The organism is Nostoc sp. NZL (assembly GCF_015714705.1).
GTDB lineage: Bacteria > Cyanobacteriota > Cyanobacteriia > Cyanobacteriales > Nostocaceae > Nostoc > Nostoc foliaceum_A.
Genome location: NZ_WBKL01000050.1, coordinates 24,745 through 51,574, shown reverse-complemented (window position 1 = coordinate 51,574; position 26,830 = coordinate 24,745). Strand labels below are relative to the sequence as shown.

General features: G+C 42.5%; 14 protein-coding genes. 4 read left to right on the top strand and 10 right to left on the bottom strand.

All coding sequences use genetic code 11. From position 1 onward, the window contains the following. On the top strand, positions 1 to 354 hold a 354-nt coding region (locus F8R90_RS07065), incomplete at its 5' end, for a hypothetical protein (protein WP_196510165.1). Between the two features lie 159 nt (positions 355 to 513). Here the strand turns inward: F8R90_RS07065 and F8R90_RS07060 are convergent. The 8 genes from F8R90_RS07060 to F8R90_RS07025 all read right to left on the bottom strand — a co-directional run bounded on the left by F8R90_RS07060 (position 514) and on the right by F8R90_RS07025 (position 12,293). Further along, a complete protein-coding gene (locus F8R90_RS07060) occupies positions 514 to 1,620 on the bottom strand; it encodes a TRAP transporter substrate-binding protein (RefSeq protein WP_190889916.1) in 1,107 nt (368 codons plus the stop codon). A gap of 204 nt (positions 1,621 to 1,824) precedes the next feature. Continuing rightward, positions 1,825 to 3,069: a pentapeptide repeat-containing protein gene (locus F8R90_RS07055; RefSeq protein WP_230966171.1), complete on the bottom strand. Its 1,245-nt coding sequence runs from the start codon at positions 3,067 to 3,069 to the stop codon at positions 1,825 to 1,827. A gap of 309 nt (positions 3,070 to 3,378) precedes the next feature. Then, positions 3,379 to 5,343 carry a hybrid sensor histidine kinase/response regulator gene (locus F8R90_RS07050; RefSeq protein ID WP_196510164.1) on the bottom strand — a complete coding sequence of 655 codons (1,965 nt, stop codon included), beginning with the start codon at positions 5,341 to 5,343 and terminating at the stop codon, positions 3,379 to 3,381. Further along, entirely contained in the window at positions 5,343 to 5,819 is a 477-nt protein-coding gene (locus tag F8R90_RS07045) for a response regulator (protein ID WP_196510163.1), read from the bottom strand. The genes F8R90_RS07050 and F8R90_RS07045 overlap by 1 nt, the downstream gene beginning before the upstream one ends. Next, positions 5,816 to 8,971 (bottom strand): PAS domain S-box protein, encoded by a 3,156-nt coding sequence (locus F8R90_RS07040; RefSeq protein WP_196510162.1) that lies wholly within the window; start codon positions 8,969 to 8,971, stop codon positions 5,816 to 5,818. Before F8R90_RS07040 ends, F8R90_RS07045 begins: the two co-directional genes overlap by 4 nt. Positions 8,972 to 8,975: 4 nt before the next feature. Further along, complete coding sequence (locus F8R90_RS07035; RefSeq protein WP_196510161.1) at positions 8,976 to 9,215, bottom strand: helix-turn-helix domain-containing protein; 240 nt, start codon at positions 9,213 to 9,215, stop codon at positions 8,976 to 8,978. 654 nt (positions 9,216 to 9,869) lie between these two features. Continuing rightward, the gene (locus F8R90_RS07030; protein ID WP_196510160.1) at positions 9,870 to 11,345 is read right to left on the bottom strand and encodes a pentapeptide repeat-containing protein; all 1,476 of its coding nucleotides are present in this window, start codon (positions 11,343 to 11,345) and stop codon (positions 9,870 to 9,872) included. 204 nt (positions 11,346 to 11,549) lie between these two features. Then, positions 11,550 to 12,293 carry a pentapeptide repeat-containing protein gene (locus F8R90_RS07025; RefSeq protein ID WP_196510159.1) on the bottom strand — a complete coding sequence of 248 codons (744 nt, stop codon included), beginning with the start codon at positions 12,291 to 12,293 and terminating at the stop codon, positions 11,550 to 11,552. 455 nt (positions 12,294 to 12,748) lie between these two features. Here F8R90_RS07025 and F8R90_RS07020 point away from each other — a divergent pair, with 455 nt between their 5' ends. Next, positions 12,749 to 13,951, top strand: a complete 1,203-nt coding sequence (locus tag F8R90_RS07020) for an FAD-dependent oxidoreductase (protein ID WP_196510158.1) — start codon at positions 12,749 to 12,751, stop codon at positions 13,949 to 13,951. Between the two features lie 134 nt (positions 13,952 to 14,085). Here F8R90_RS07020 and F8R90_RS07015 read toward each other — a convergent pair whose 3' ends face one another. After that, complete coding sequence (locus F8R90_RS07015; RefSeq protein WP_196510157.1) at positions 14,086 to 15,903, bottom strand: tetratricopeptide repeat protein; 1,818 nt, start codon at positions 15,901 to 15,903, stop codon at positions 14,086 to 14,088. Between the two features lie 136 nt (positions 15,904 to 16,039). Further along, positions 16,040 to 16,804: an SDR family oxidoreductase gene (locus tag F8R90_RS07010; protein ID WP_196510156.1), complete on the bottom strand. Its 765-nt coding sequence runs from the start codon at positions 16,802 to 16,804 to the stop codon at positions 16,040 to 16,042. Positions 16,805 to 17,052: 248 nt separating this feature from the next. On the opposite strand from F8R90_RS07010, the gene F8R90_RS07005 reads away from it, so the two are divergent. Continuing rightward, entirely contained in the window at positions 17,053 to 17,631 is a 579-nt protein-coding gene (locus F8R90_RS07005) for an aspartyl/asparaginyl beta-hydroxylase domain-containing protein (protein WP_196510155.1), read from the top strand. Positions 17,632 to 17,665: 34 nt separating this feature from the next. After that, positions 17,666 to 26,776: a non-ribosomal peptide synthetase gene (locus F8R90_RS07000; protein WP_196510154.1), complete on the top strand. Its 9,111-nt coding sequence runs from the start codon at positions 17,666 to 17,668 to the stop codon at positions 26,774 to 26,776. The last annotated feature ends 54 nt before the right edge of the window (positions 26,777 to 26,830 follow it).

Genomic DNA, 26,830 nt, shown 5'->3' with positions numbered 1-26,830 from the left:
ATTGAATTCGGGCAGTCGTTTATTGAATTCGGGCAGTCGTTTATTGAATTCGGGCAGTCGTTTATTGAATTCGGGCAGTCGTTTATTGAATTCGGGCAGTCGTTTATTGAATTCGGGCAGTCGTTTATTGAATTCGGGCAGTCGTTTATTGAATTCGGGCAGTCGTTTATTGAATTCGGGCAGTCGTTTATTGAATTCGGGCAGTCGTTTATTGAATTCGGGCAGTCGTTTATTGAATTCGGGCAGTCGTTTATTGAATTCGGGCGGTCGTTTATTGAATTCGGGCAACCTCCAATAATTTACATAAACCTATTCAATATTTTTGTAATAAATAAATTAATTTATACTGAATAATGCGGGTGTCAAGTAACCCTAATTCTGTCTATCTTAGTGCTGTCCGGGTAAAATTGTTGGCAAAGATTTCTCTTTACTGTGTGGTCTCTGCGCCTCTACGGTTAAATAAATTACTTTTGCACCGTACAGACGCAGAGAAAAAAGCAAAGATTTTATAAATTACCTGATGTTATTAGAAGTGACAAAATTGGCATAACTTAATTCGTTAACGCGATTCCAATTAAAAATCTGCTGTCGAAATGCTTTCCACTGTTCGTAAACTTGTTTAAAAGCCACATCCTTGCTGGCATTTTCTTCAAACAACTCAAAAGATATTTTTTGGGCTGCTTGCATAATATCTTGACTGTAAGGAACTAGCTTTGTACCACTAGCTAGTAACCGTGTCATTGCTTGCCCATTCAAAGAATCGTACTGACTAAGCATATTCAAGTTTGCTTCAATAGTCGCTGTCTTCAAAACCTCCTGATATTCTTTGGGTAGGCGATTCCAAGCAGTTAGGTTAACTAACACATCCAAGGTTGGTCCTGGTTCCCACCATCCGGGGTAATAGTAAAATTGGGCGGCTTTATTTAAGCCGAGTTTCTCATCATCGTAAGGGCCTACCCACTCAGCAGCATCAATTGCTCCCCTATCCAATGCTAGATAAACTTCGCCTCCAGGTAATACTTGCACATTTACCCCTAAGCGGGACATAACTTCTCCGCCTAATCCCGGAATTCGCATTTTCAACCCTTTGAGATCAGAAATAGACTTAATTTCTTTTTTGAACCATCCCCCCATTTGTGCGCCAGTACTACCAGCAGGAAAACTAATCACGTTGAAGTTGGTATAAATTTTGTGTATGGCTTCCAATCCACCACCGTTATAAAGCCAAGCATTTTGCTGTTGGGCGTTTAAACCGAAGGGTACGGAGGTGGCGAAGGCTAATGCTGGACTTTTACCAATGTAATAGTAACTAGATGTGTGACCGCATTCAACAGTCCCGGCTTGTACAGCATCCAAGACTTGCAATCCTGGTACTAACTCTCCGGCGGCAAAGGGCGTAATCTGGAAACGTCCATTGGTCATTTCCTCAACTCGCCGAGAAACTGTTTCTGCACCGATAAAAGTACCCAAAGATTTGGGCCAGCTAGTGGCCATGCGCCAACGGATATTTGGTAGCCCTGCTTGCACACTAGGGGATTTACCAGTTTGGCTACAAGAAACTAGGGTAGCAGCAGTTGCGGTGGCGATCGCAGCTGTGTTGAGAACCTCTCGGCGTTTCATAATTGTTAATGATTTAAATTGCAGAAAATTTAGGCTGATAGAGAATATTTATCAGGTTTTTGGCAATTTTTTAGTTTTAGGTATTAAATTCAACGCAGTAGGGGCACATAGCTATAGCTATGTGCCCCTACTGTGTAATTGACTTTTAGATGCTGAAACTGAGATTTTTATCAAGAACAGAGGGCAGTTTTCCTCCTGCTTCCTTCAATACTTCCAGTGTTGGGGTATCTTAAAATTTTCCGGTAAGATTGTGGTGTGATCGCCAATTGCCTGTTCAATCTGCTGTAATTCTAGGTTTTCACAGCCGTTCAAGTTTGCTCTAGAGAGGTTAGCTTCTTGGAGGTTAGCATCTTGGAGATTGGCTGTACTGAGTAATACACCTTCTAAGTTGGCTCCAGCAAGTTTGGCGTTTTGCAAGTTACTGCCAATCAGGTTTGCATCTTGGAGGTTGCTATCTTCAAAGTTTACTTTTTCCAAGTTGGCATCACAAAGAATTGCTCCTTCTAAGTTGGCACCGCAAAGGATTGCTTCTTCTAATTTGGCATCACAAAGGATTGCCCCTTCCAAGTTGGCATCATAAAGGATTGCCTTGGAAAGGTTCGCCTTTCTGAGGACTACGCCTTGGAGATTGGCTTCTGGGAGGATTGCTTTTTGCAGGTTGGCTTCATAGAAAATTGACCCACAAAGATAGGTGATTGATAAGTCTGCCTCAGACAGATTTGCTCGTGTAAAGTTGACCCATTGCAAGTTAGCGCCTACGAAGATTGCCCTAGAGAGGTTAGCGTCTGTTAAATCTGCATTACTGAGGTCTGTATTGCGTAAATCTAGTTTCTGGTTTACCGGATCTTTATGTGAATCACGTCGTCCAATGACAGTCAAAGCTGTTTGAATATCTGTAGGAAGTTTTGATAAGTTCTGTGACTCGTCCTCATATTTTGGATTCACCGGGGCATTTTCGCGGATAAAAGCAGCGAGAATTTCCATAATTGTCCAATGGTCTTTGTGAGAATCCTTGGCAATTCGTTCTAAAGCATAAATTGCGGCAAACCGCGTTTCAATTTTTTCATTTCCCAACTGTTCAATTGCTTTAGAAAAACGTTCTGGAACAATTTCTTCTAGAGTTTTTTGGGTGTTATTAATGCCAGTTACGAGGTTGTTGTCCCAAGCTAGTGTCGCACCTAGGAATTTGGTTAACACATTCTGATTTTCACCAAAAGAGAGTCTGGAAGTATAGTAAGCATTAATAATTAATGCCAATCCCCCAATGATTATGGCGAGAGTTGTTAATGCTTGATTAATATATTCTAGTTTTTCTTGATTTGAAAATCCTGCAATATTTTCAAAAAATGAGAAAATTAGAGTTAATGAAAAAATAAATATAATTGAGATCAATACCAACAAAGTCGTGAGTCCATTTGCCTTTATGAAAGACATGTCATAAGTCTTCATATCTGACTCCTTACGTAAATAAATTTAGGTCGATTTTAAGAGCATCTGTAAATATCTGATAGCGTACAAACACGGAACTACTTTACAGATCCCTGAATCTACTTCATAGCGATCATTTATAAAATCTATGACAACTTATTTATCAAATATCCCCTGAACTGTGGGGTTTAGCGGTAGGGATACAACATTGAATTGTATGAAACGAAGCTATTTCACGCAATTCAAAACGCCTGTATTACCTGTAAATAATAGTTGAAAAACTGTAACATTAATCAGGTTTATATAACTACTCAGATTTATAATAAACACCTAAACACATTTGACTAAATTGGAAATCGCCATAAGCAATTCTTCTGGTGCTACAGGTTTAACGATGTGCTGTTGAAAGCCTGCTTTAAGTGCTTGCTGCTGATTGATTTCGCCTGCATAAGCAGTCAGAGCGATCGCTGGAATCTTTTTTCCCCCTGCTTCTGCTTCCAGAGCACGCACCTGTTTTATCAGCATATAGCCGTTCATCTCTGGCATCCCAATATCGCTGAGTAAGATATCTGGCTTTGACTGTGTTAGTGCTTGTAATGCTTCATCTCCTGATGCTACTGCGGTGACGATCGCTCCAAACTGTTCCAAGACAAAGCTGAAAAAGTCGCGGGTATCAGCATTGTCATCTACAATCAGAATTTGTATACCCATCAGGGGAGAAGAGGCAAAAACGGCAGTTGAGGAATCATCATTCGGGTCATCGTCGATGGTTGCACTTTCCTTGAGCAGGGGTAACCTAACTGTGAAGATAGCTCCCTGATCCTCGCCAAGACTTTGGGCCCAAACCGTTCCGCCGTGCATCTCGACCAAGTGACGAGCGATCGCTAAACCTAACCCTAGCCCACCAAACTTTCTAGTTGTTGTACCGTCACCCTGACGGAAATAGTCAAACACATGAGGTAGAAAATCAGGGTGAATGCCTTTACCTGTATCGCTGACGGTAATCTGCACATGAGCGTCGATACACTCCAATTGCACATTTACTTTTCCCCCAGCCGATGTAAACTTGACAGCATTCGATAAAAGGTTCCAGAAGACTTGCTGTAAGCGGGCTGAATCACCCAAAACTTTCCCCTTCAAATCAAGCATCGTCTCAATCTGAATGGTTTTAGCCTCTGCTGCTAAACGCACTGTTTCCATTGCGGCTTCAATGGTGGATGCCAGATTGACTGGTATCATGTTGAGATTAAGTTTGCCTTGAAGGATGCGAGAAACATCCAACAAGTCTTCAATTAGTTGAGCTTGTAATTTGGCATTGCGTTCAATGGTTTCAAGGGCTTTTTTGAGCGATGTATCATCAAATTTACGGCTCTGCAATAGTTTTGCCCAACCAAGAATCGGATTCAGCGGCGATCGCAATTCATGGGAAAGTACCGCCAAAAACTCATCTTTTATCCGGTTAGCAGCCTCTGCTTCCTCCCTGGCTCTTTGCTCAAGTTGCAAAAGGCGATCGCGTTCTGATTCGGTGCGTTTGCGATCGCTGATATCAGTTAGCATAGCGATCGCGCCCAAAAACTCATTTTGTTCACTAAAAATAGCTCTAGCAGAAATCAGTACCCAGATGTACGAACCATTTTTGCAGCGCAATCGACCTTCTTTAAGCTCACTCCCTTCTCCCTTGTGCCACTCTACTTTCTCTTGGGCTGCTACTCCATCAATCTGTTCGATAAAATCAAACATAGAACGACCGAGCATTTCTTCTGCCGGATAGCCCAACATCTCACAAAGCCGTTGATTCACGAACTCTGTTTGTGATTGAGAGTCAATCATCCAGATTCCCTCATAAGAGGTATCAACAATTCTGCGATACTTGGCTTCACTCTTCTGTAGCGACTCCTCTGCTTGCTGGCGCTCCCGGCGTTCTTTGGCTTCCCGTAATGCCCGTTGCACTGAGGGAACTAACCGCCCTAGTCGTTGCTTTAACACATAATCAGTTGCACCGTTCTTCAGGGCTTCGATCGCTAATTCTTCACCCAACGCCGCAGAGACAAAGATAAAAGGAATTTCTGGAGAGCGATTTCGGGCAATTTCCAGAGCAGAAATGCCATCAAAAGAAGGCAGGGCATAATCGGCAAGAATTAAATCAAAAGTCTCTCTTTCCAGAGCAGCCAAGAAATCAGCACCAGTTTCAACTCGGATTAGTTCGCAATTAATTCCCCCTTCGGTTAATATCACTTGGACAAGCTCTGCATCTAACAGACTGTCTTCCAAAAGCAGGAAACGGAGGAAATTCATCAGTTCCTCTCCTGTTGACGATGAGGTGCTGGAGGTAGAGCGCCAAGGGGTGGCTGATTAATCACTGCCCAAAACAGTCCCACACCTTTGATAGCATCAGCAAACTCATGGTAATCAAGAGGCTTGACGACATAGGCATTAACGCCTAACTCGTAGCACCGAACTAAGTCTGGCTCCTCACGGGAAGAAGTTAATACCACGACTGGAATCACTCGCATGATTGGGTCAGATTTTATTTCTGCCAACACTTCTAGTCCATCGATTTTAGGAAGTTTCAAATCGAGAAGCACCACTACAGGATGCCCCTCCATTCGCAACCGGAATAGCCCCCGGCGATAGAGATAATCTAGTGCTTCCTCTCCATCACGTACCACCACCACTTCGTTGGCAAGATTATTTTCCGACAAGGCAGCCAATATTAATTCTGCATCGTTGGCACTGTCTTCAATCAGCAGAATTCGCTTGAGTTCTTTCATTCGCCCTCCTTCTTCGTCAACTTAGGTAGTGAGAAATAGAAGGTGGCTCCACTGTCAATTATGGCTTCTGCCCAGACTCGACCATTATGCCGATGAATAATCCGTTGCACGTTTGCCAATCCAACACCTGTGCCTTCAAATTGTGGGTCGCTATGCAGGCGTTGAAATACTCCGAATAGCTTGTGAACATATTGCATATTAAAGCCTACGCCGTTATCTTGTACAAAAAAGACAACTTCGTTTTCATTGTCAGTGCTGCCAACAGTAATTTCTGCTGGGTTTCGAGTCTGCGTATATTTTACGGCATTGTCTATGAGGTTGCGAAGAACGAGCCGCAGCATGGAGGGGTCACCTTGCACTTCTGGCAGTGACTCCATGTGCCAATTGATTCTGCGCCCTGGGATTTGGGTTTGCAAATCGCGTTTTATTTCTTCCACTAGTTGCTCCATATTGAGGTCGATGTATCGCATTTCGGTGCGCCCCATGCGAGAAAATGTGAGCAACTCATCGATTAATGTTCCTGCTTGTTTGGCAGTTTCTGCAATTATTTTCAAATAGCGCTGACTCGTTTCATCTAAGCTTGTTGAGCTATGTCGCTTCTGAAGCAATTCTATAAATCCGGCGATGTGGCGAAAGGGCGATCGCAAGTCGTGAGAGACTGAATAGGAGAAAGATTCGAGTTCCTTATTGGCGGCTTCGAGTTGGATGGTGCGCTCTTGAATCCGTTGCTCCAGCATTTCGTTTAGTTGTTGCAGGGCGGCTTCAGCAACTTTGCGATCGTGAATGTCGCTGGCGACGCCCACCCACTTGATAATCTCTCCGGCTGCATCTCGAAATGGCAAACCCCGGACAATATGCCAACGATAGCTACCATCAGAAACTCGACGGAAGCGAATTTCTACTTCGTAGTTTGTCGCGTTAGCAAGAGCCTGCATCGAAGTTTTAAAGACGCGATCGCGGTCATCAGGGTGAATGATATCAATCCAGCCATACCCAGCAGTCTGCTCCATTGTCAGTCCACTGTAGTCAAACCAGTATTGATTACAATAAGTAATACCACTATTGCTATCGCCCATCCAAATAGCCTGCGGTGACACCTCTGTTAAAATTCGGTATCGCTCCTCGCTGTCACGTAGCGTTTCTTCTGCCAAATTGCGATCGTGGATATCAACACAAGAGCCGATATAGCCGAGAAACTCTCCTGTTGGTGCAAACCGAGGCACACCAGTATCGAAAAGCCAACGGTATTCGCCATCATTGCGTCTGAGGCGATATTCCATTTGAAATTTTTGTCGGGCATCAAAGGCATTGGTGTATGTATCTAAGCAACGCTGAAAATCATCAGGATGAACACCTTCAGCCCAGCCGTTACCCATCTCTTGCTCCAAAGTCCGTCCGGTAAAATCTAGCCAGGGTTTATTAAAGTAGTTACAAAGTTTGTCAGTGCCGGACATCCAGATTAGCACGGGAGCGGTATCTGCCATCTGGCGAAAGCGGGCTTCACTTTCACGCAACGCTGCTTCGGCAAGTTTGCGATCGCGCAGCGCAGCTTGCTGTTCGCTGATGTCAGTGATTAATGCCGCATACCCTTCAACGGTTCCCTGTTGATTAAACTGAGGAACACAAATAGCATGAATGTAGCGTGTGCCAGCATCTTTATAAGGAACTTCAGTTTCATAAGTGACCTGCTCTCCTGCAAGTACTCGTTCCACATAGGGACGAACTACTTCATAAGCGGATTCACCCAAAACATCCCAAAGATGCTTTCCATAAACTTCTGCCGTCGAATGCCCAAACCACTCTTCATAAGCTCGGTTGTTGAAGCGGTAGCGTTGTTCTGAATCTACAAAGGAAATTAGAACTGGCAACGTATCTGTAATCAAGCGAAGTTCTGTTTCTCGTTGCCGCAGCGCCTCCTCGATGCGCTTGCGGTTGGTGATATCCCGCCAGCAATTGATTGCACCGATAATTTGACCTTGGAAATCCAGAATGGGTACTACATTAGCGCTGGCTGTAATCCGGGTTCCATCAGGACGTTCAATGATGCACTCCTCATCGCGGATTGTTTCACCATAGCGTGTAGCACGGTACAAAGGTAATTGTTCTGGGGTAGGGCGCGTTACACCATCAGCTAGAAACAGACCGTAGGACTGGGCGTAGTAGCTGGAAGTCATGCCAACAAGGGATTCACTAGGTTTGCCCAAAAGCTCTTGGGCGAGTTTGCTGTTGGCGATAATTGGGAAATCTGGGGGACCGGCGGTAATTGTAATTCCCTCTGGGACATGTTCTAAGAGCATTTGCAGGATGCTTTGGGCTTCTTCTGCTTGGCGGGTGCGATGCCGGGCTTCTGCTTCGGCTTGTTTGCGTTCGCGTAGCGCAGCTTGCTGTTCGCTCAAGTCAAGCACAAAACCAATGATTGTCCTATCTCCCTGTTTAGCAAAGCCAAGTAGGGCGGGAACTAGAGAGCCGTCTTTGCGGATGTATTCCTGCTCAAAGGGCTTACAACTCCCAGTAATCATAAGTTCTTGAATTGATCGCTCACTCACCTCAATGTATTCGAGTGGAGTGATCTCGCCCCAGCGGATTCGACCAGAGCGCAAATCCTCGCGGGTATAATTGAGCATTTGCAAAAAGGCATCATTGGCTTCAATGATTAAGCCGTTGAGATCAGCCACAATTACCCCAATAATATTGGATTCTGTTAAGCGACCAAACCTTGCCTCGCTTTCGCGTAGTGACTTCAGACTTGCTTCAACTTTCCGTTGGGCTGTGCGGTGTGATTCGTTGAGCGAACTGATTAACCCTGCTGCCAGCATGAACACAATTAATGGTACTAATCTACTTAGATTTGTAATATTCTGCGGATAGAGTGGCTTAAAAAAGAAGTAGTTGATTGCCAAAGTAGACAAAACGGTAGCAAGTAACCCCGGGCCCAAGCCACCGTACCAGGCACTCACCATCACCGCAACATAAAACAGCGCAGCAGGCGTTGGAGCAAGATAGGGATTAAGCAGCAGGGTTCCCCCCAGTGCTAAGGCAACGGATAGCAAAGAAATAACATAGTACAGCAGTTGCTCCCGAATGATTGCGCCCTTTTCTCTACCGCCAGCAAAGGTGTTTTTAGATTCAGGTGCCCTCATTTTATAAGCCATAATTCTACTCTGCTTCTGGAAAATACTGGTTCAGCAGGCTTTTGCCGGGTTCACCCATCTGGTGTAACATTTCTTCTATTAGTTTTAGGGCTATCCGTGAAGGCACTGTATGCCTATTTTCCCAACGATTGACTGTTTTAAATGAAACCCCTAATTTAGCAGCAAACTGTTTTTGAGAAAGATTGAGTTGCTGCCGAAGATCCCGAATTAAATCTAAACTTTCCAGCCGCTTTGTTACAGGCATCTCCTTTTCCTATTCTCATAGAATGACTAGAATAGGACACCTGTCCTATCTTTTATCTCTTGCTTAGGGAATATTTCTAAGGTATAGCAGTAAGCTGGGTTTTGCTGTTAATCTAGCTAACCTTGTATCGTTAAAAATATCAACGTTCAGGTTCAAAGGCTCAACGTTCAGGTTCAAAGGCTCAACGTTCAGGTTCAGAAGCTCAACGTTCAGGTTCAAAGGCTCAACTTTGAGGTGTTCAAAGGGTGAAACTTAAGCTTTCCAATGTTTAGGTGGTTGAAGAGTTTCCGGTAAGATTGTTGTGTGATCGCCAATTAACTTTTCAATCTGCTCTTGTCCTAGATTTTCGGCTTCAAAAAGGGACGATTTATTTTTTTATTTATAGCAACAGCCAAGGTGATTAGGACATCAACAGATGATAAAACTTAGACACAAAAAGACTTTTCACCCAGTCCCCAGTCCCCAGTCCCCATTCCCTTGCTATAGATACGCAGCGGCTTGTAGCAGGCTACCGCAAAGGAAAGAACAAGAGAGAGGGTTTAATGAATTAATTAGGAGTACATAGAATAATTATTACGAAGATTTTTGGTAAAAACTATAGCATTAAGTGAAACTGGTAGAATGCGCCCAAATAAGTAATGATGCTGTGATAACTCAACCTGATTGTCGCCAATCTGTCGGCGCTTCTATATAATCCGGTAGACGAGTGGTGCGATCGCCAAGTGCTTTTGTAATCTGCTGCAACTCTAAGTTTTTAGCCCCTGTTAAAATTGTCCCTTCCAATTTGACATCACTGAGGTCAGCTTCTGAGAAGTTAGCTCCCATAAGGTTTGCCTGAGTCAGGTTAGCTTGATAAAAGGTCGCCTTATACAGATTGGCTCCGATGAGGTTTGCTTGATGCAGGTCAGCTTCCGTTAAGCTGGCTTCTGAGAGATTAGCAAAATAGACTTCTGTTTGGTGGAGTTTGGCTGCATTCAAGTTAGCCCCAGAAAGGTTAGCACCATTCAAGTTAGCCCCAGAAAGGTTAGCACCAATCAAACCCGTTAGGTGCAGGTTGGCTTTACCGAGTTTTGCTCCTTGCAAGTTAGCTAAAAACAGCTTTGCCCCAGAGAGGTTGGCTAATTTCAGGGTCGCTTGTTGCAAGTTAGCTTTATAGAGATTTGCTCCTTGCAGATTAGCTACACGCAGACTTGCTCCAGAGAGGTTGGCTGAACGCAGGTTTGCCCCACAGAGATTAGCGCGGTTGAGATTAGCCCAACAGAGGTTCGCTCCACATAAACTGGCTTTTGGTAATTTGGTTTCATAGAGAATAGACTTAATGAGTTTAGCGCCATTCAGGTCAGCTTCACTCAAATCGGCTCCACGCAGGTCTGCTCCACTCAGGTCAGAACCACGTAAGTCGGCTTGTTGCAGATTAACTCCTAGCAGGTCTGCTCGTCTGATGTCGATATGACGTAAATCAAGTTTCTGATTTTTTGGGTCTTCGAGTAAATTACGCCTACCGATGACAGTTAGGGCTGCTTGAATATCGGTGCGGATTATTGGCAATTCTTCATGGAGGTTTTGCTCCAACTGCTGTGTCGGACGCGACCCACCTCTACGCCTACCTGAGTAAGGTGCTGGTGAATATTCCGACTGTTGTTGCTCTACCCTCACCTGCTGGATAGGTGCATTTTCTCGCACAAAGGCAGTGAGGATTTCCATGATTGTCCAGTGTTCTTTAGGAAAATCCTGAGCAACTCTTTCTAATGCATAAATTGCCCCTGTTCGGGTTTCAATTTTATCATGCCCAAGCTGGGCAATTGCCCCCATAAAGCGTTCTGAAATCAATCTGTCTTGATTTAGTTTGGCATTCAAAATGCCAATTTCGAGGTTTTTCTCAGCTGCGATCGCATTTTTCTGCATCGCTTGGGCACGCTTTGCTGCATAATAAGTATTAAATATTGCTGCCGATGCGAGAAAAACTATTGCAGTAGTTGTTAATGCTTGGTTTCTATACTGAATTTTTTCTTGAATTGACAATTCTTTAATACTGGACAATACGAAGAAAATTACAGTCAATGAGAAGCCAAATATAGCTGTTATAGTTATCAACCAATTCAACAGATCGTCTGTCTTTTTAGAAGACATGGTAAAAATTTTCCTTACAACCTAGAATTATTACTTAGATGTTGCGGAAAAATAGTATAGCACTTAGCAGAAAATTATAATAGGTGACATGCAACCCATTTAACTAGGTAATGACATCGAATATACTATTAAAGTAGGGCGAAAATTGAACAATCATTTGAAATCGCTCAAAAGCTTACTTTTTCACCTTGCGGGACTAATATTTTACTCAGAGAATTTAGCTTCTCTGAGGTTTGCCCCATCGAGTATGGCATTATTGAGAACTGCCCCATGCAGCCCAGCTAGATATAAGCTTGCACAATGCAGGTTAGCTCCTTTGAGGTTAGCTCCTTTTAGATTAGCTGCACTAAGAATTGTCCCTTCTAAGTTAGCTAAATATAAGTTAGCGCCTTCTAGATTAGCTGCACTGAGAATTGCTCCCGCGAGATTAGCTTCTGTTAGGTTAGCCCCAGACAGATTAGTTTGATAAAGATTTGTCTGTTCTAGGTTCGCCCTATTTAGGTTTGCTCCTCTCATATCCGTGTGACTCAAATCAAGTTGCTCATTTTCTGGGTCTTTGTTTATATCTCTTCTGGCGATAACAGTAAGGGCTGCTTGGATATCTACACGAACTTTTGTTGGCAGGTTGCCCGTTATTTCCGCTTGGGGTATATAAGGAGCATTCTCTCGGACAAAATTAGTAAGAATTTCTATGATTATCCAGTGATACTGTGGAAAGTCATGGGCAATTCGCTCTAAATCATTAATTACAGCTAAGTTGGTTTCTCTTGTGTTATCTCCTAGTTGTTCAATTGCTATTCTTAAACGTTGTTTTGGCGAATAATTCGAAATTGTATTAACTTTTTTCTGAAAAGCATGTATCTTCAGATATATTTTTGATACCTGACCGTTATTTGTCGGTAAAATATTTTTTATGCTATGAAAAGCATTAATAATTACTGTCAACATTTTTAAGTGATCGAGGTAAGGTTAAAAACTAAGTCTTGTATGCTATTGTTTCATGCATGGTCAGTATTTGAATATGCTAATGCAACAAACAAAATATAAAACATATATGTTGAGTAAGTAGATATCAACATATATGCTGCCTACCTTCCTCAATCATTAGTTGTACTCACCACTCTTCATTATTCACAATCAATTAACCCTAATCATGATGATTTTGATTGATACCTAATTAGTGATAAGTATCTAGGCATAAATAAATTTAAAGTTTGTAGTAAGGACTTTAGTCCTGATAATCCTTGCTCTGAGCGATAAATCGCTCACTACAAACTAGGAGTTTATTTTATATTGAATTATGTCTACCTACTTAGAGCAGTCATAAATCATTTATGAAAAACCATTAATGATAAAGCAATACAGTTGAGTTAACTCAAATAGGATTGTTATTAAGTACTTCAATGCAGCAAAACTTACAGCCGATAGTTAAAGACCTAGTGCTGATTGGTGGCGGTCACAGCCATGCGATTGTCCTGAAAATGTTTGGGAGAAAGCCTTTATCCGGTGTGCGTTTGACGTTGATTACCGCAGCCGAAAAGACAGCCTACTCTGGAATGTTACCAGGACACATTGCTGGATTTTACAGCCACGATGAATGTCATATTGACTTGCGACCTTTAGCAAACTTTGCTCAAGCCCAGTTGTATATTGACAAAGTAGTTGCCCTAGACCTAGAAAATCACAAAGTTCTCTGTGCTAACGGACTGGTGGTAGATTTTGATGTGCTGTCTATTGATATTGGCAGCACTCCGGCCACAGTATCTGTATCAGGTGCAGCAGAATATGCGATCGCAGCTAAACCAGTATCGCAGCTATTGGAACATTGGGATGAACTAATTGAGGCTGTAGGTAAAAATCCTCAAGAACCAATTAGCATTGCGATCGTGGGAGGTGGCGCTGGCGGTGTAGAATTGGCGCTGTCGATGCAATCTCATTTAGATCAGATTTTACGTCAAACTCAACAACCAATTCAAAATCTGGAAGTTCATTTATTCCAGCGTGGACAAGAACTGATGCCCAATTACCATCAATCAGTGCGGCATCAAATTCAGCAAATTCTCACTGAGCGAGGTATTAAGCTCCATCTTGGAGAAACTGTGTGTAATATCGCACCTATAAACCACAAGGAAACTAAAGAAATATTTGAGATTAAATGTGAATCTGGTTTGACTGTAGAGTGTAATAAAATTTTTTGGGTAACACAAGCTTCAGCACCTGAGTGGTTAAAACTCACTGGACTAGGAACTGATGAGCAAGGCTTTATTTTGGTAGAGGACACATTACAATCTCAAACACACCCGCAGGTATTTGCTACTGGTGACATTGCCACAATGATAAATTATCCGCGTCCAAAAGCTGGGGTGTTTGCTGTTAGGCAAGGTAAGCCTTTATTTGAGAATTTGCAGCGAATTTTATTAGGTAAGCCGCTCAAACCCTATAGACCACAGCAACAATATTTGAGTTTAATTGGTACGGGAGACGGACGAGCGATCGCAACACGAGGTATGATCACTTTACCACCTCACAAACTCTTGTGGCGTTACAAAGATTGGATTGACCGCCGTTTCATGGAACGCTTTCATTTTGAAGAAATAAGGGAGTAGGGGAAGCAGGGGAAGCAGGGGAGACAAGGGGACAAGGGGACAAGAGGTGAGAACTTGAAACAAGTCTTTCCCCTTGTCCCCAATTCTCCTTGTCCCCAAGTCCTCTTGCCCATGCCCCATGCCCAATCCCCTCATCAAAGCTGTTCAATTAGCTCAATAATTTGTTGATAATACTGGATATTTCCTTCTTGGTAATACAAGTCTGCGGATTTTTGGAAATCGGCAATTGCTGCTTGAAAGTTTCCCAGATTTTGATAGACATCTGCCCGAAGGATGTAAGCTGAAGCCCAATTTGGCTGATGCTGTAAGGCTTGGTTTAAGTCTGCAAGCGCTCCTTGTAAGTCTCCCAACAGAGAACGGCTACGGCCCCGATTGTACCAGTCTTCAGCAAAGCTGGGGTCGATCGCGATCGCTCTACTGTAATCTTCTATTGCCCCTTGATAATCTTCTAGGGCATAGCGAGCATTGGCGCGATCGCTGTAAAATGCAGCAGATTGGGGATTTATTTGCAAAGCTTGGGTGTAATCTGCGATCGCACTTTCATATTCTTCTAAAGCATAGTGGGTAGAACCTCGGTTGTAATATGCTTCAATTAAATCAGGATTAATTTTTAATGCTTGATTATAATCTGCGATAGCTCCGTGTTCATCTCCTAAAAGACGACGAGCATTACCCCGATTGCAGTACGCTTGAGAAAATTCAGGAACAAGCTCTATTGCTTGGCTATTATCATCAATTGCTCCCTGTAAATCTTGCAGGGCTTCACGGGCAATACCCCGACCATAATAAGCTGCGGCTAAGTTATCATTAATCTCTAATGCCCGATCATAATCTTTAATTGCTCCTTTATGATCTCCTAAAGAACGACGAGCCGCCGCGCGATCGCAATATCCTTCAGCTAAACTAGGATTGAGTTGTAATAGGCGATTGCTATCTTCAATTGCACCTTGATAGTCTCCTAGTCGGCAACGAGCATTGGCCCGAAAGCCATATACTAAAGCTAAAGTCGGATTTTCTTGTAGTGCTTGGTCATAATCTGCGATCGCACCTTCATAATCCTCAAGAGTACTACGGACAAGACCCCGTTCACAATAGGCTTGCACATCATCAGGATTCAACTTTAGTGCTTGGTTAAAGTCCTCAATTGCTCGGTGATATTCTTTGAGATGAGCAAGAACCAGACCCCGATTGTAATATGCCTGGGCAAAACTGGGGTTTATTTCTAGGGCGCGGTTGTAATCTGCGATCGCATTTTGATAGTCTGCTAAAGCGTAGTGGGCATTACCTCGATTATGATAAGCCTCCGTCAAGTTAGGATCTAATTCTAATGCCCGGTCGTGGTCAGCGATCGCTTCGGGATAATTTTCTAAGATATGGTGAATATTACCCCGATTGCTGTAAGCTGCGGCAAAATGGGGATGCCACTGTAAAGCTTGCTGGAAATCTGCAATTGCTCCTTGACGATCACCTTGTTCAAAACGAGTTACACCCCGATTATGATAAGCATTAGCAATATCAATATTGATATTATTAGCTAATTGGGTAGTAGTTTCTATCGTGTGGATATAATCAGCAATCGCTTTGTCGTAATCTTCTAAGGCAAAGTAAGCATTACCCCGACTGTGGTAAGATTCGGCCAGATTGGGATCGATTTGTAATGCTTGGTTATGATCAGCGATCGCTCCTTGATAATCGGCTAAAAAGTAACGTGCATTACCTCGATGACAGTAGGCTGTGGCAAAATTGGGATTGATTTCTATGGCGCGATTAAAATCTGCGATCGCACTGCGATAATCTTTGAGTTGACCACTTAGAATAATCCCTCGATTATGGTATGCTTCGCCATAGTTAGGATTGAGCTTGATTGCTTGGGTGTAAGCTGCAATAGCTCCTTGATAATCCCCTTGCAAATTGCAGTTTAATCCTTGGTTTAAGAAGTCTTCAGCATTCATGTAATTTTTTTGGATTTCGATATTCCCTAGCTTTCAGGCAAAGAGATTCTTGTTTAATGCTTTTATTTTATCCGTGACCTAAATTGAAGCATTTAAGCTCATCCCACCCTTAAAAGCGGATGGGATAACACAAAGGTTAAAATCGGGCACCGCCATCCACTTCTATGACGCTACCAGTAAAGTAATCACATTCAATAATAAAACGCATCGCCTGCCAGATTTCATAAGGTTCAGCTATGCGGCCAATAGGTATTTTGGCAGTCATCTCTGCTAAGGCTTCTGGAGATACCCGACTGAGGATTGGGGTATTCGTCAATCCAGGTGCTATGCCGGCTACCCTAAATCCGAAGGATGCCAATTCTAAAGCCCATGTCCGTGTGTCTGCATCTAATCCCGCCTTGGAGGCACTATAATTTGACTGTCCGGGATTGCCTGACCTAGTTACAGAAGAGATATTTACTATTAAAGCTGGGGAAATATTTTTCTCAATAGCTACAGCCGCAAATTCCCGCGACATGAAAAAAGCACCGGTCAAATTCACATCAATTACCCGCTTCCATTGTGCCGTCGGCAGTTTACGTAACCACCCCTCTTCGTCGCGTGTAACTAGTAACCCATCACGGAGGATACCCGCATTATTAACTAAGGTATTAGCATCTCCAATCTTTTCAAAAGCGAGAAGAATAAATTCTTTAACAATTGATTCATTTGCTACATCAAGCTGTAACCCGTAGATATTTCCTGGTAAACCAATACCTTCTGCTTCCAAGGCTTTCAGCCCATCCACATCCAAATCACCCCCAACCACTTGGGCACCAGCACGAGCCAACTCTAGAGTGATGCAACGTCCGATTCCACTGGCAGCCCCGGTCACTATTGCTTTAACATTTTTTAACTGCATAGTATTTTACAGAACATGGTATGATGAGCAACTGAGATGTCATTAGACGTCTTGCAAAAGTCCAAAAATCAGAAATGGTATTCGGAGCCAGATATAAGTTAACAAAGAAAATCGCAAGATAATTTAACATTTTGCACCAATCTGGGTTTAACTTCACGCTCTACATAAACATTCCAGCTTTTTGAGTATTTTTCCAAGAAGTCTATAAAAATATAAACAAATAAAATCAAGGAACAAGATACTGCAAAATGTTTTTTGAATCAAATCAGTTTGCATTTATCGCAGATTTAGAAGCCAACTGGCTACTAATCCGAAAAGAATTAGAGCAGCTCCAGCCGAAAAATTTTATTGATTGGCCAGAAAAAAATATTTATAACCAAGGTTGGGAAGTTTTTGGACTATATGCTTTTAGCAATAAAATTGAGGAAAACTGCCAATTGTGCCCTGAGACAACTAAGTTAATTGAGATGATACCAGGGATGACAACGGCGGGGTTTTCTTCTTTAGCTCCAGGAACCTATATCGGCCCTCATTTTGGCGCAACTAAAGCTGTTTTGCGCTGTCATTTGGGCTTAGTTGTACCCGATGAATGTGCGATTCGGGTAGACAGTGAAACTAGAAGTTGGCAAGAAGGTAAGTGTTTAATTTTCGACGATACATTTGAGCATGAAGCCTGGAATAAATCTGATAAAACTAGAATCGTCTTACTTATCGACTTTAATCGACCAGAGTCAACTTTAACCGAGCCGTTGGAACTCAAGCAAACTGTTGATGAAGAGTATTGGTTAAAGATTTTATCCCAAACTGAAACCTCCGCTAATTATTAATATCAATTCTGTTCTTCACAAACGAATTTGATTTATGGAAGTTTATGTATTGCCTCTATCTCTCTCTCAAAGGCAACTTTGGTATCAGGAAATAGTTTCTTCTGGTAACATTGCATATAATATTCCGATCGCCTTGCGTTTATTGGGTAATCTTGAACGAGTATCGCTGGAAGATTCTTTCCGTAAAATTATCAACCGTCATGAAATTCTCCGAACAACGTTTGCTCTAGAAAATGGGGAACCTGTTCAATTAATTCATCCAGAACAGGAATTTCATCTCGAATATAAAATAATAGAATCACTTTTAGATAAACAAGCAGAAAATCTCAAAATAATCTTAGAAACAGAATCGCGCCGCCCTTTCAACCTCGTCAAAGGGCCATTGATGAGAGCGATTTTGTATCAGATATCAGCACAAGAGTATATTCTCTTGGTGAATCTGCATCATATTATCAGTGATGGCTGGTCTTTAGGAATATTTGTTAAGGAACTGACCGAATTTTATAGTGCTGCTGTTCAAGGTTCACAAGTTTCTTTGCCAGCATTACCAATTCAATACGGTGATTATGCTGAATGGCAACAAAATTGGCTGCAAGCAGAGTCAATCCAACAACAATTAGCTTACTGGGAACAAGCACTAAAATCACCTCTAACGATGCTTGACTTATCTTTAGACAAATTACGTCCAGCATCACAAACTTTTAATGGCGCAGTGTTGCGCGAACCTCTGTCAGCATCTCTCACTGCTTCTTTAGAGGCATTAGCGAAATCAGAAGGTGCTACCTTTTTTATGGTAGCATTGGCAGCTTATCAAATTTTACTATTTCGTTATTCTGGTCAAACCGATATTATAGTCGGTAGTGCGATCGCTAATCGCAAACGTAGTGAAATTGATCACCTCATTGGTTGTTTTGTTAATACTTTACCCCTACGCGGCGATCTTTCTGGTCAACCTTCATTTTGCCAATTTCTGCGCCGAATATCCCAAACCTGCGTTGAAGCTTACACTCATCAAGATGTCCCTTTAGAACTCCTGGTAGAGAAGCTGAAAATTAAGCGTGACCCTAGTCGTTCACCCATTTTTCAAACCCTTTTCGCCCTGCAAAATGCACCCATCGGCGAAATTCAATTACCAGGAATCACTGTTACACCTATCTATATAGATAATGGTGGTGCTAAATTCGACCTCAGTTTGATGTTAGAACCTTCTGCTGAGGGATGGCTAGTAGCACTGGAATATAATACAGACTTGTTCACGCCGGAAACAGCCCAGCGGTTACTAACTCATTATCAACAAATATTAATCGCTGCCGTTAATACCCCTGATCTTAGCATTAACGCTTTACCGCTGTTAACAACCAGCGAACGACAGGAACTTTTAGCCTTAGGTTATACATCAGAATATACAAAATTCGAGCCAACAAATTTAGTTGAACTTTTTATTAAAAGCGCCCACACTCATGGCGATAGAATTGCTCTGATTGCATCAGACAAAAAATTAACTTATCAAGAATTAGACCAACGCTCCAACCAACTAGCTGCTGTTTTACAACAAAAAGGAGTAACTACTGAAACACGAGTAGGCATTTTTCTAGAACGGAGTGCAGAGTTAGTAATTTCCTTACTTGCAGTCCTCAAAGTAGGTGGTACTTATGTACCGCTAGACCCTCAATATCCGAGCGATCGCCTACGTTTTATTGCGGTAGATAGTGGTATTATTTTGTTGTTAACAACAGAAGCTTTGGTATCTGCAATTCCGGTGGTGGGAACCGAATTATTGGTGATTGACAAGATAGAATTTCCACCAAATTTAAACTTTGCTTCCCAAATTTTCCCTAATCAAGCAGCCTACATTATTTATACCAGTGGTTCTACAGGAGAGCCAAAAGGTTGTGTAGTAACTCACAACAACGTTGTCAGACTCATGGAAAATACAGCAGCGTGGTTTGACTTTAATGAAAATGACGTATGGACACTGTTTCACTCCTTTGCTTTTGATTTTTCAGTTTGGGAAATTTGGGGAGCCTTGGTATATGGTGGCAAACTAGTTGTAGTTCCTTATTTAGAAAGTCGTTCTCCCGAAGCCTTTCGCACCCTTTTACAACACGAAGGCGTTACCATCCTCAATCAAACTCCTTCCGCCTTTCGCCAACTTATTCGAGCTGATAGAGAATTTGCAGACACACTCGCTTTACGAGCAATTATTTTCGGTGGGGAAGCATTAGAATTACAAAGCCTCAAGCCGTGGATAGAACGCTATGGCGTTCGCAATCCGCGTTTAATCAATATGTATGGGATTACAGAAACCACCGTTCACGTTACTTATCGTCCCATTCTAGAAGAGGATATTTTACAAAATCGCGGTAGCGTCATTGGTGTACCCATCCCAGACTTATCTCTCTATATACTAGATGATGCCCTAGAACCCTCACCGTTTGGTGTCTCAGGAGAAATCTATGTGGGTGGTATGGGTGTCTCTAGAGGATATCTCAACCGCACAACATTGACAGCAGAAAGGTTTATTCCCGATCCATATAGCCAACAACCAGGAGCTAGACTCTATCGTACAGGGGATTTGGCCCGACGTTTGCCCAATGGCGATATTGAATATTTGGGACGCTGCGATTTGCAAGTGAAAGTACGCGGTTTTCGCATTGAATTAGGGGAAGTTGAAGCCGCTTTAGCTGCACTCCCACAAGTAACAGAAGCGGTAGTTATTGTCCACTCAGAAGCTGAAAAAGATCAGCGTTTGGTGGCCTATATTGTACCGAATGGTCAAACCGATCAAAATCAGTTGCGGACAGCCCTAAAAGAGCGTTTACCCGATTATATGATTCCGGCGGCCTTTATGTTATTGGATGCTATGCCCTTGACCGCCCAAGGTAAAATTAACCGCAAAGCTTTACCTGCACCAAATTGGAATCAAGCTACTGCTAGACGCGGTTTAATACCACCACAAACTGATGCTCAAAAGGTAATTTGTCACGTTTGGGAGCAAGTTTTAGGTTTAGATTCTATAGGGATTGAGGATAATTTCTTCGATTTAGGTGGTGATTCCATCTTGGCGTTGCGAGTCGTCACCGAAATGCGTCGCCAAGGGTGGATATTAACCCCAAAAGAAATATTTCAGGAACAAACAGTCCAACGATTGGCTATTGTAGCGCAAATGATGCGATCGCCAGCACTACCTACTGTGATCGTTGCAGGTGAAGTTCCCCTCAGTCCCATCCAAAAATGGTTTTTTAACCTCAATCTTCCCAATCCTCACCATTGGAATCAAGCCATACTTTTGGAAGTCCATCAATCCCTAGAAGCGCCAACAGTTGCAGCCGCGATTCAAGTTATTTCTTCACATCACGATAGTTTGCGATTACGGTTTCAAGAAGAAAAAGGAGTTTGGCGACAGTTTTATACAGAAAACGAAGCCGCCTTTTCTTGGGAAATAGTTGATTTAGCTCTCGAAACAGAGTCTGAACAAAATATTACCATGCGGGAAGTTGGGGAACGAGTACAGCGATCGCTTGATTTGACTAACGGCCCCCTGGCTCGTGCTGTTTGGTTTAATTTGGGAGAAAATCGCCCATCTCGACTCTTAATCGTTATTCATCACTTGATTGTTGATGGCGTTTCTTGGCGGATTTTACTTCAGGATTTAGTAGAAGCAATTAGTGGTAGCCAAATTTCATCACCTCCAACATCTTTCCAACAATGGAGTCAATTTCTCCACACCTTTGCCAACTCAACAGATATCCAAGCAGAAACACAGTTTTGGCTAGATACTATCAAAGGAGAAACTGCAAAATTACCTCTAGATTTCGCCAACTCTTTGACAGACAACTTAGAGTCATCTGTTAAAACAGTTTCCTTGAAATTAACTAAAGAACAAACTCAGATATTTCTTACTAAAGCCAATAAAGCTTACCGCACCCAACCCCAAGAATTATTAATCGCCGCTTTAGGTAAAACTTTGAGGAATATTACCCAAGGGCAAACATTGCAAATTCTCATGGAAGGGCATGGTAGAGAAGAATTATCCTCAGATTTAGATATTACTCGCACCCTTGGCTGGTTTACTACTCTTTATCCTCTGCGTTTAGAATTGTCAGCCAGTAATCTAGAACCAGATATAATTAAAACTGTCAAAGAACAACTGCGTTCCATTCCCCAACGAGGGTTTGGTTATGGTCTTTTAAGGTATCTCAATAACGAAACTGCTAATAGTTTTGCTGAAGCTTTACCAGCACCCATTAGTTTTAATTATCTTGGTCAAGTGCGAAGCGAAAGTGGCAAAAATACGTTGTTCCGCTTACTGAATGAAAACACGGAAGTAACACGAAATCCAGAAGGTTTACGCCCCCACATCATTGATATTAACAGTATTGTCGTTGAAGGGGAATTGCGCGTTGATTGGTTGTATAGTTCCAGCTTGCATAACCAAGAAACAATTGTTAAATGGGCTGGTGAGTTTCAACAAAACCTGCTAGATATCCTTAACCATTGTACAAAAATAGGTATAGGTGGATATACACCATCAGATTTCCCTTTAGTTAGGATTCCCCAATCTTATATAGACATTCTGCAAGAAAAATATTCCAAGTTAGAAGATATTTATCCCCTATCTCCTTTGCAAGAAGGGATGCTATTTCATACTATATATAACCCAGAAGAGGGAATTTACTTTGAACAAGTAACAGGCAAAATCATTGGTAAATTCAATGTTGAAAATTTTAATTTTGCTTGGCAAGCCGTTGTTGATAGACATCCAATTTTACGTAGCGCCTTTGTTTGGGACAATCAAGATTCGCCACTGCAAATTGTTAGTAAATCTATCCAATTCTCCATTTTACAACAAGACTGGCGCGATTTATCACCTGCACAGCAAGAGGATAAACTTCAACAATATCTCATAGAAGATCGTCAAAATGGATTTTTATTGGATAGATGCCCATTGATGTGGTTTAGCGTCATTCAGTTAGATAATTTTACCTGGCAATGGGTTTGGAGTCATCACCATATCATCCTTGATGGCTGGTCATTACCATTAATATTTAAAGAAGTTCTCGATATTTATCAATCAACCTCTCAACGAGTTCCCCATTCCCTACCTCCCGTTCCACCTTATCGCAATTATATTCAGTGGTTAGCAACTCGAAATCGTGAAGAAGCCAAGCAATTTTGGCAGGAAACTCTGGATGGTATTAATACATCCACTCGCCTATCTTGGCAACTGCCAGAAGAGGAATTAGTAACTAATTTAACTGCCTATGCGGAAGTAGAATTACGTCTAAGTCAAGCAGAATTTGCCAAATTACAAAAGATGGCACAAAAGCATCGATTAACATTGAATACTCTAGCTCAAGGTGCTTGGGGACTTTGTTTACAAAAACATGGTGCGGGAGAGGATGTACTATTCGGTGTAACCGTTTCTGGAAGACCGCCAGAACTTGCAGAAGTCGAAAATATGGTGGGGTTATTTATCAACACCTTACCAATGCGAGTTCGTCTCAATCCAACAGTAACCGTCGCCGCTTGGTTAGAAAACATTCAACAGCATCATGTGCAGATGCGAGAATATGAATATAGCAAACTGACGGATATCCAAAAAGGAATTGCGCTGGCGGCGGGAGAATCATTATTTGAAAGTATTTTAGTCTTTGAAAATTACCCCGTTGACCAAAGTTTAAAAGAACAGGGACAAAATTTCCGAGTTGATGATATCCAGTTTTATGAACGAACTAATTACCCCTTGACAGTAGGTATAATTCCAGATAATGGATTGCTGTTAAAGCTGAATTACCAAACAAAATTCCTGTCCGCAACAGCCGCGAAAATTCTGCTGTCGCGCCTGCGAAATATTATGATCAATCTGGCTGAAAACCCGGATTTTGTGTTAGGCAAAATCCAGGCTTTATCACCACAAGAGTGGATGATCAATCAAGGAAATACTAATGCTATTGCTTGGGGAGATTTCCGCACGGCTCATCAGTTGTTTGAAGACTCGGTAGATTTACATCCTAATGCTGTGGCGTTAGTTTGTGGCGATGATGCAATTACCTATGGTGAATTAGAAAAACGTGCCAATCAATTAGCCGCTACCTTAATCTCAACCGGCATTGGCTATGAATCAATTGTCGGTTTATATTTTCACCCTGACCTAGACTTTATTATTGCCCTGCTGGCCGTGTTGAAAGCGGGGGCGGCTTTTCTCCCCCTGGATCGCAGTTATCCCGAAACGCGCTTGCAATTCATTGTAGAAGATAGCCAAACTCGTCTGATTCTCACAAAAGAAGCCCCGCCACCAGGATTATTTCCAAGTGATATTAAATTGATAATTATTGGAGATGAGGGGAAATTATCAATACCTCATGTTTCTAATCGTCCTAATTTAAAAGTTAAACCAGAGAATCTCGCCTACATTATTTACACCTCTGGTTCCACAGGTAAACCGAAAGGCGTTTTAGTGTCTCATGCAGGTATTCAAAATCTGGTATGCAATCAAACTGCGAGTTTCGGTGTCACAGCCGAGAGCCGCGTTTATCAATTTGCTTCTCTGAATTTTGATGCTGCAATTTCTGAGATTTTTATGGCTTTGGGTAGCGGCGCAACTCTATATCTGCAAGAAAAGGCAAATCGTTCTCCTAGTTCTGCTCTTTGGGAAGCGTTAACCAATTGGCAAATTACTCATGTCACCCTTCCCCCGTCGCTGCTAGCCGCCATTGAACCTGCAAATTTACCACAATTGCAAACCTTGATTGTGGCTGGGGAAGCGGCTTCTGGAGATTTACTCCGGCGCTGGGGTGGAGAGAAACGCGCCTGTTTTAACGCCTATGGCCCCACAGAAGCAACAGTCTGCGCCAGCTTGATGAATTGTTCCCATTTACTCGGTGAACCCAGCATTGGGAAAGCGATCGCTAATGTCGAAATTTACCTCCTGGACTCCTTTTTAGAACCAGTGGCTTTGGGTGTAACTGGAGAAATCTATATTGGGGGAATCAGTTTAGCACGAGGCTACTTACATCGCCCCAGCTTAACAGCAGAGGCATTTATACCCCATCCCTTAGCCAAAATACCGGGAGCTAGACTTTACAAAACAGGCGATCGCGGCGTTTACGACTTGCAAGGAAACATCCGCTTTATGGGTCGGCAAGATGCTCAGGTAAAATTTAACGGTTATCGGATTGAATTAGGGGAAATTGAAGCTGCTTTAACCAGATACGCCACGGTAGACAGTGCAGTAGTAATCCTGCGCCAAGACCTTCCAGGACGCAAGCGGATAGTAGCTTATGCTCTCACACCCAAGGAAAACCCACCGACTACCAACGAATTACGGGATTATTTAGCAGAGGTTTTACCAGCTTATATGATTCCCAGTGCTGTGGTGTTAGTCACACAATGGCCCCTCACCCCCAACGGCAAAATTGATCGTCAAGCCCTTCCCGCACCCGAAATACCAACAACCCCAACCATACCCAAAACTCAAACAGAGGAGATATTAGCCCAAATCTGGACAGAAGTGTTGGGGTTAGAAACCGTCAATCCCGATGATAATTTCTTCGGGTTGGGGGGAGACTCGATCATTAGCTTGCAAATCGTTTCTCGCACCCGTGCTGCTGGCTGGGAGATTAGCCCCAAAGACATATTTGAAGCTCAAACCCTGTCCCGACTAGCAGCGAGAGCCAAGCCATTAACGCTAGGTGAGTCGCGCCGCCCTGATGAGCCATTAACTGGTACTGTTCCCCTATCACCCATCCAGCATTGGTTTTTTGCTAAAAATTGGACTCATCCGCATCACTGGAACCAAGCGATCGCTTTAAATATTAAAGAACCATTGAAAATCGATGCATTAGCGATCGCATTAAATGCTTTGGTTGCTCACCATGATGTTTTGCGATTAAAATTCTCTGAACATCAAGGACGATGGGAGCAATCTTACTCTGGGCTGGCTGAAAGCCCCCCGTTGCGGCTCGAAGACTTTAGCAACTATCCGCCCCAAATACAGCAAAATACTTTAACTGCGATCGTGGAAGCAGAACACGGGAGTTTCCAATTAGACCGCCCGCCGTTGTTACGAGTGCTATATGCCACAAATATCACCGAATATGGAAACGTTCTGTTTCTCTTCGGACATCATTTAGTTGTAGACGGCGTATCCTGGCGGATTCTGCTGGAAGATTTAAACCAAGCTTACCAACAAGCTATAGATAACCAGCCTATTTCCTTACTTCCGAAAACATCCTCTTATCGAGAGTGGACTACATCTTTGCAAATTCTGGCTGACTCAAATGAATTTATTAAAGACATTCCATTTTGGCAAAATATTATCTCTACTCCTGTCACCCCATTACCTATTGATTATCCAGTCATCCCTGGAAGCAACACAGTAGACAGTACAGCCATAATATCTTGCCAACTTTCCCCAAAAGAAACAAATACTCTTCTCAAACAAGCAACTGCTACCTATCATGCTGGCGTGCAAGAAATTATGCTAGCTGCATTACTAAAAACCCTAACTGACACTTACAAATCGGATAGTTGGCGGATCGATTTAGAAGGACATGGACGAGAAGAGCTAGCTAGTGAATTGGATCTTTCGAGAACAGTTGGCTGGTTTACATCCCTCTATCCAATTATTCTGAAACAACCGATCAAAAATGCAGATCAGGATGTGTTGCTTAAAGAAATTAAAACCCAATTACGAGGAATTCCCCATCATGGTATCAGCTTCGGGTTGCTGCGTTACATCAGCCAAAATCAAGCTTTACAGGAAATGCTAGACACTGTACAACCAACTGGCATTAGTTTCAATTATTTAGGGCCAACTGACAACCTGTCAAAAAGCAATAACCTATTCAATATCAGCAATGCTCCCACAGGAACAGGATTATTTGCTGAACAAGAACGTCCCCACCTATTAGCAATTAATGCTCGCATCCAAAGTGAATGCTTGCAAGTAGACTGGTCTTACAGCCAGCATATTCATCATCGACAGACTATCGATAACCTTGCAGAAACTTATCTGAATAACCTCCGCTTATACCTAACAGATTCAATATCCACCAATTCCTCATTTTATAGTGCTACCGACTTTCACTTAGTTGATTTATCGGAAAATGAACTAGATTCAATTTTAGAAGATTTAGAATAACCGCTCTGCATCTACATAAAAAACAATCCAGTTCAGTAAAGTATTATTTTCTTT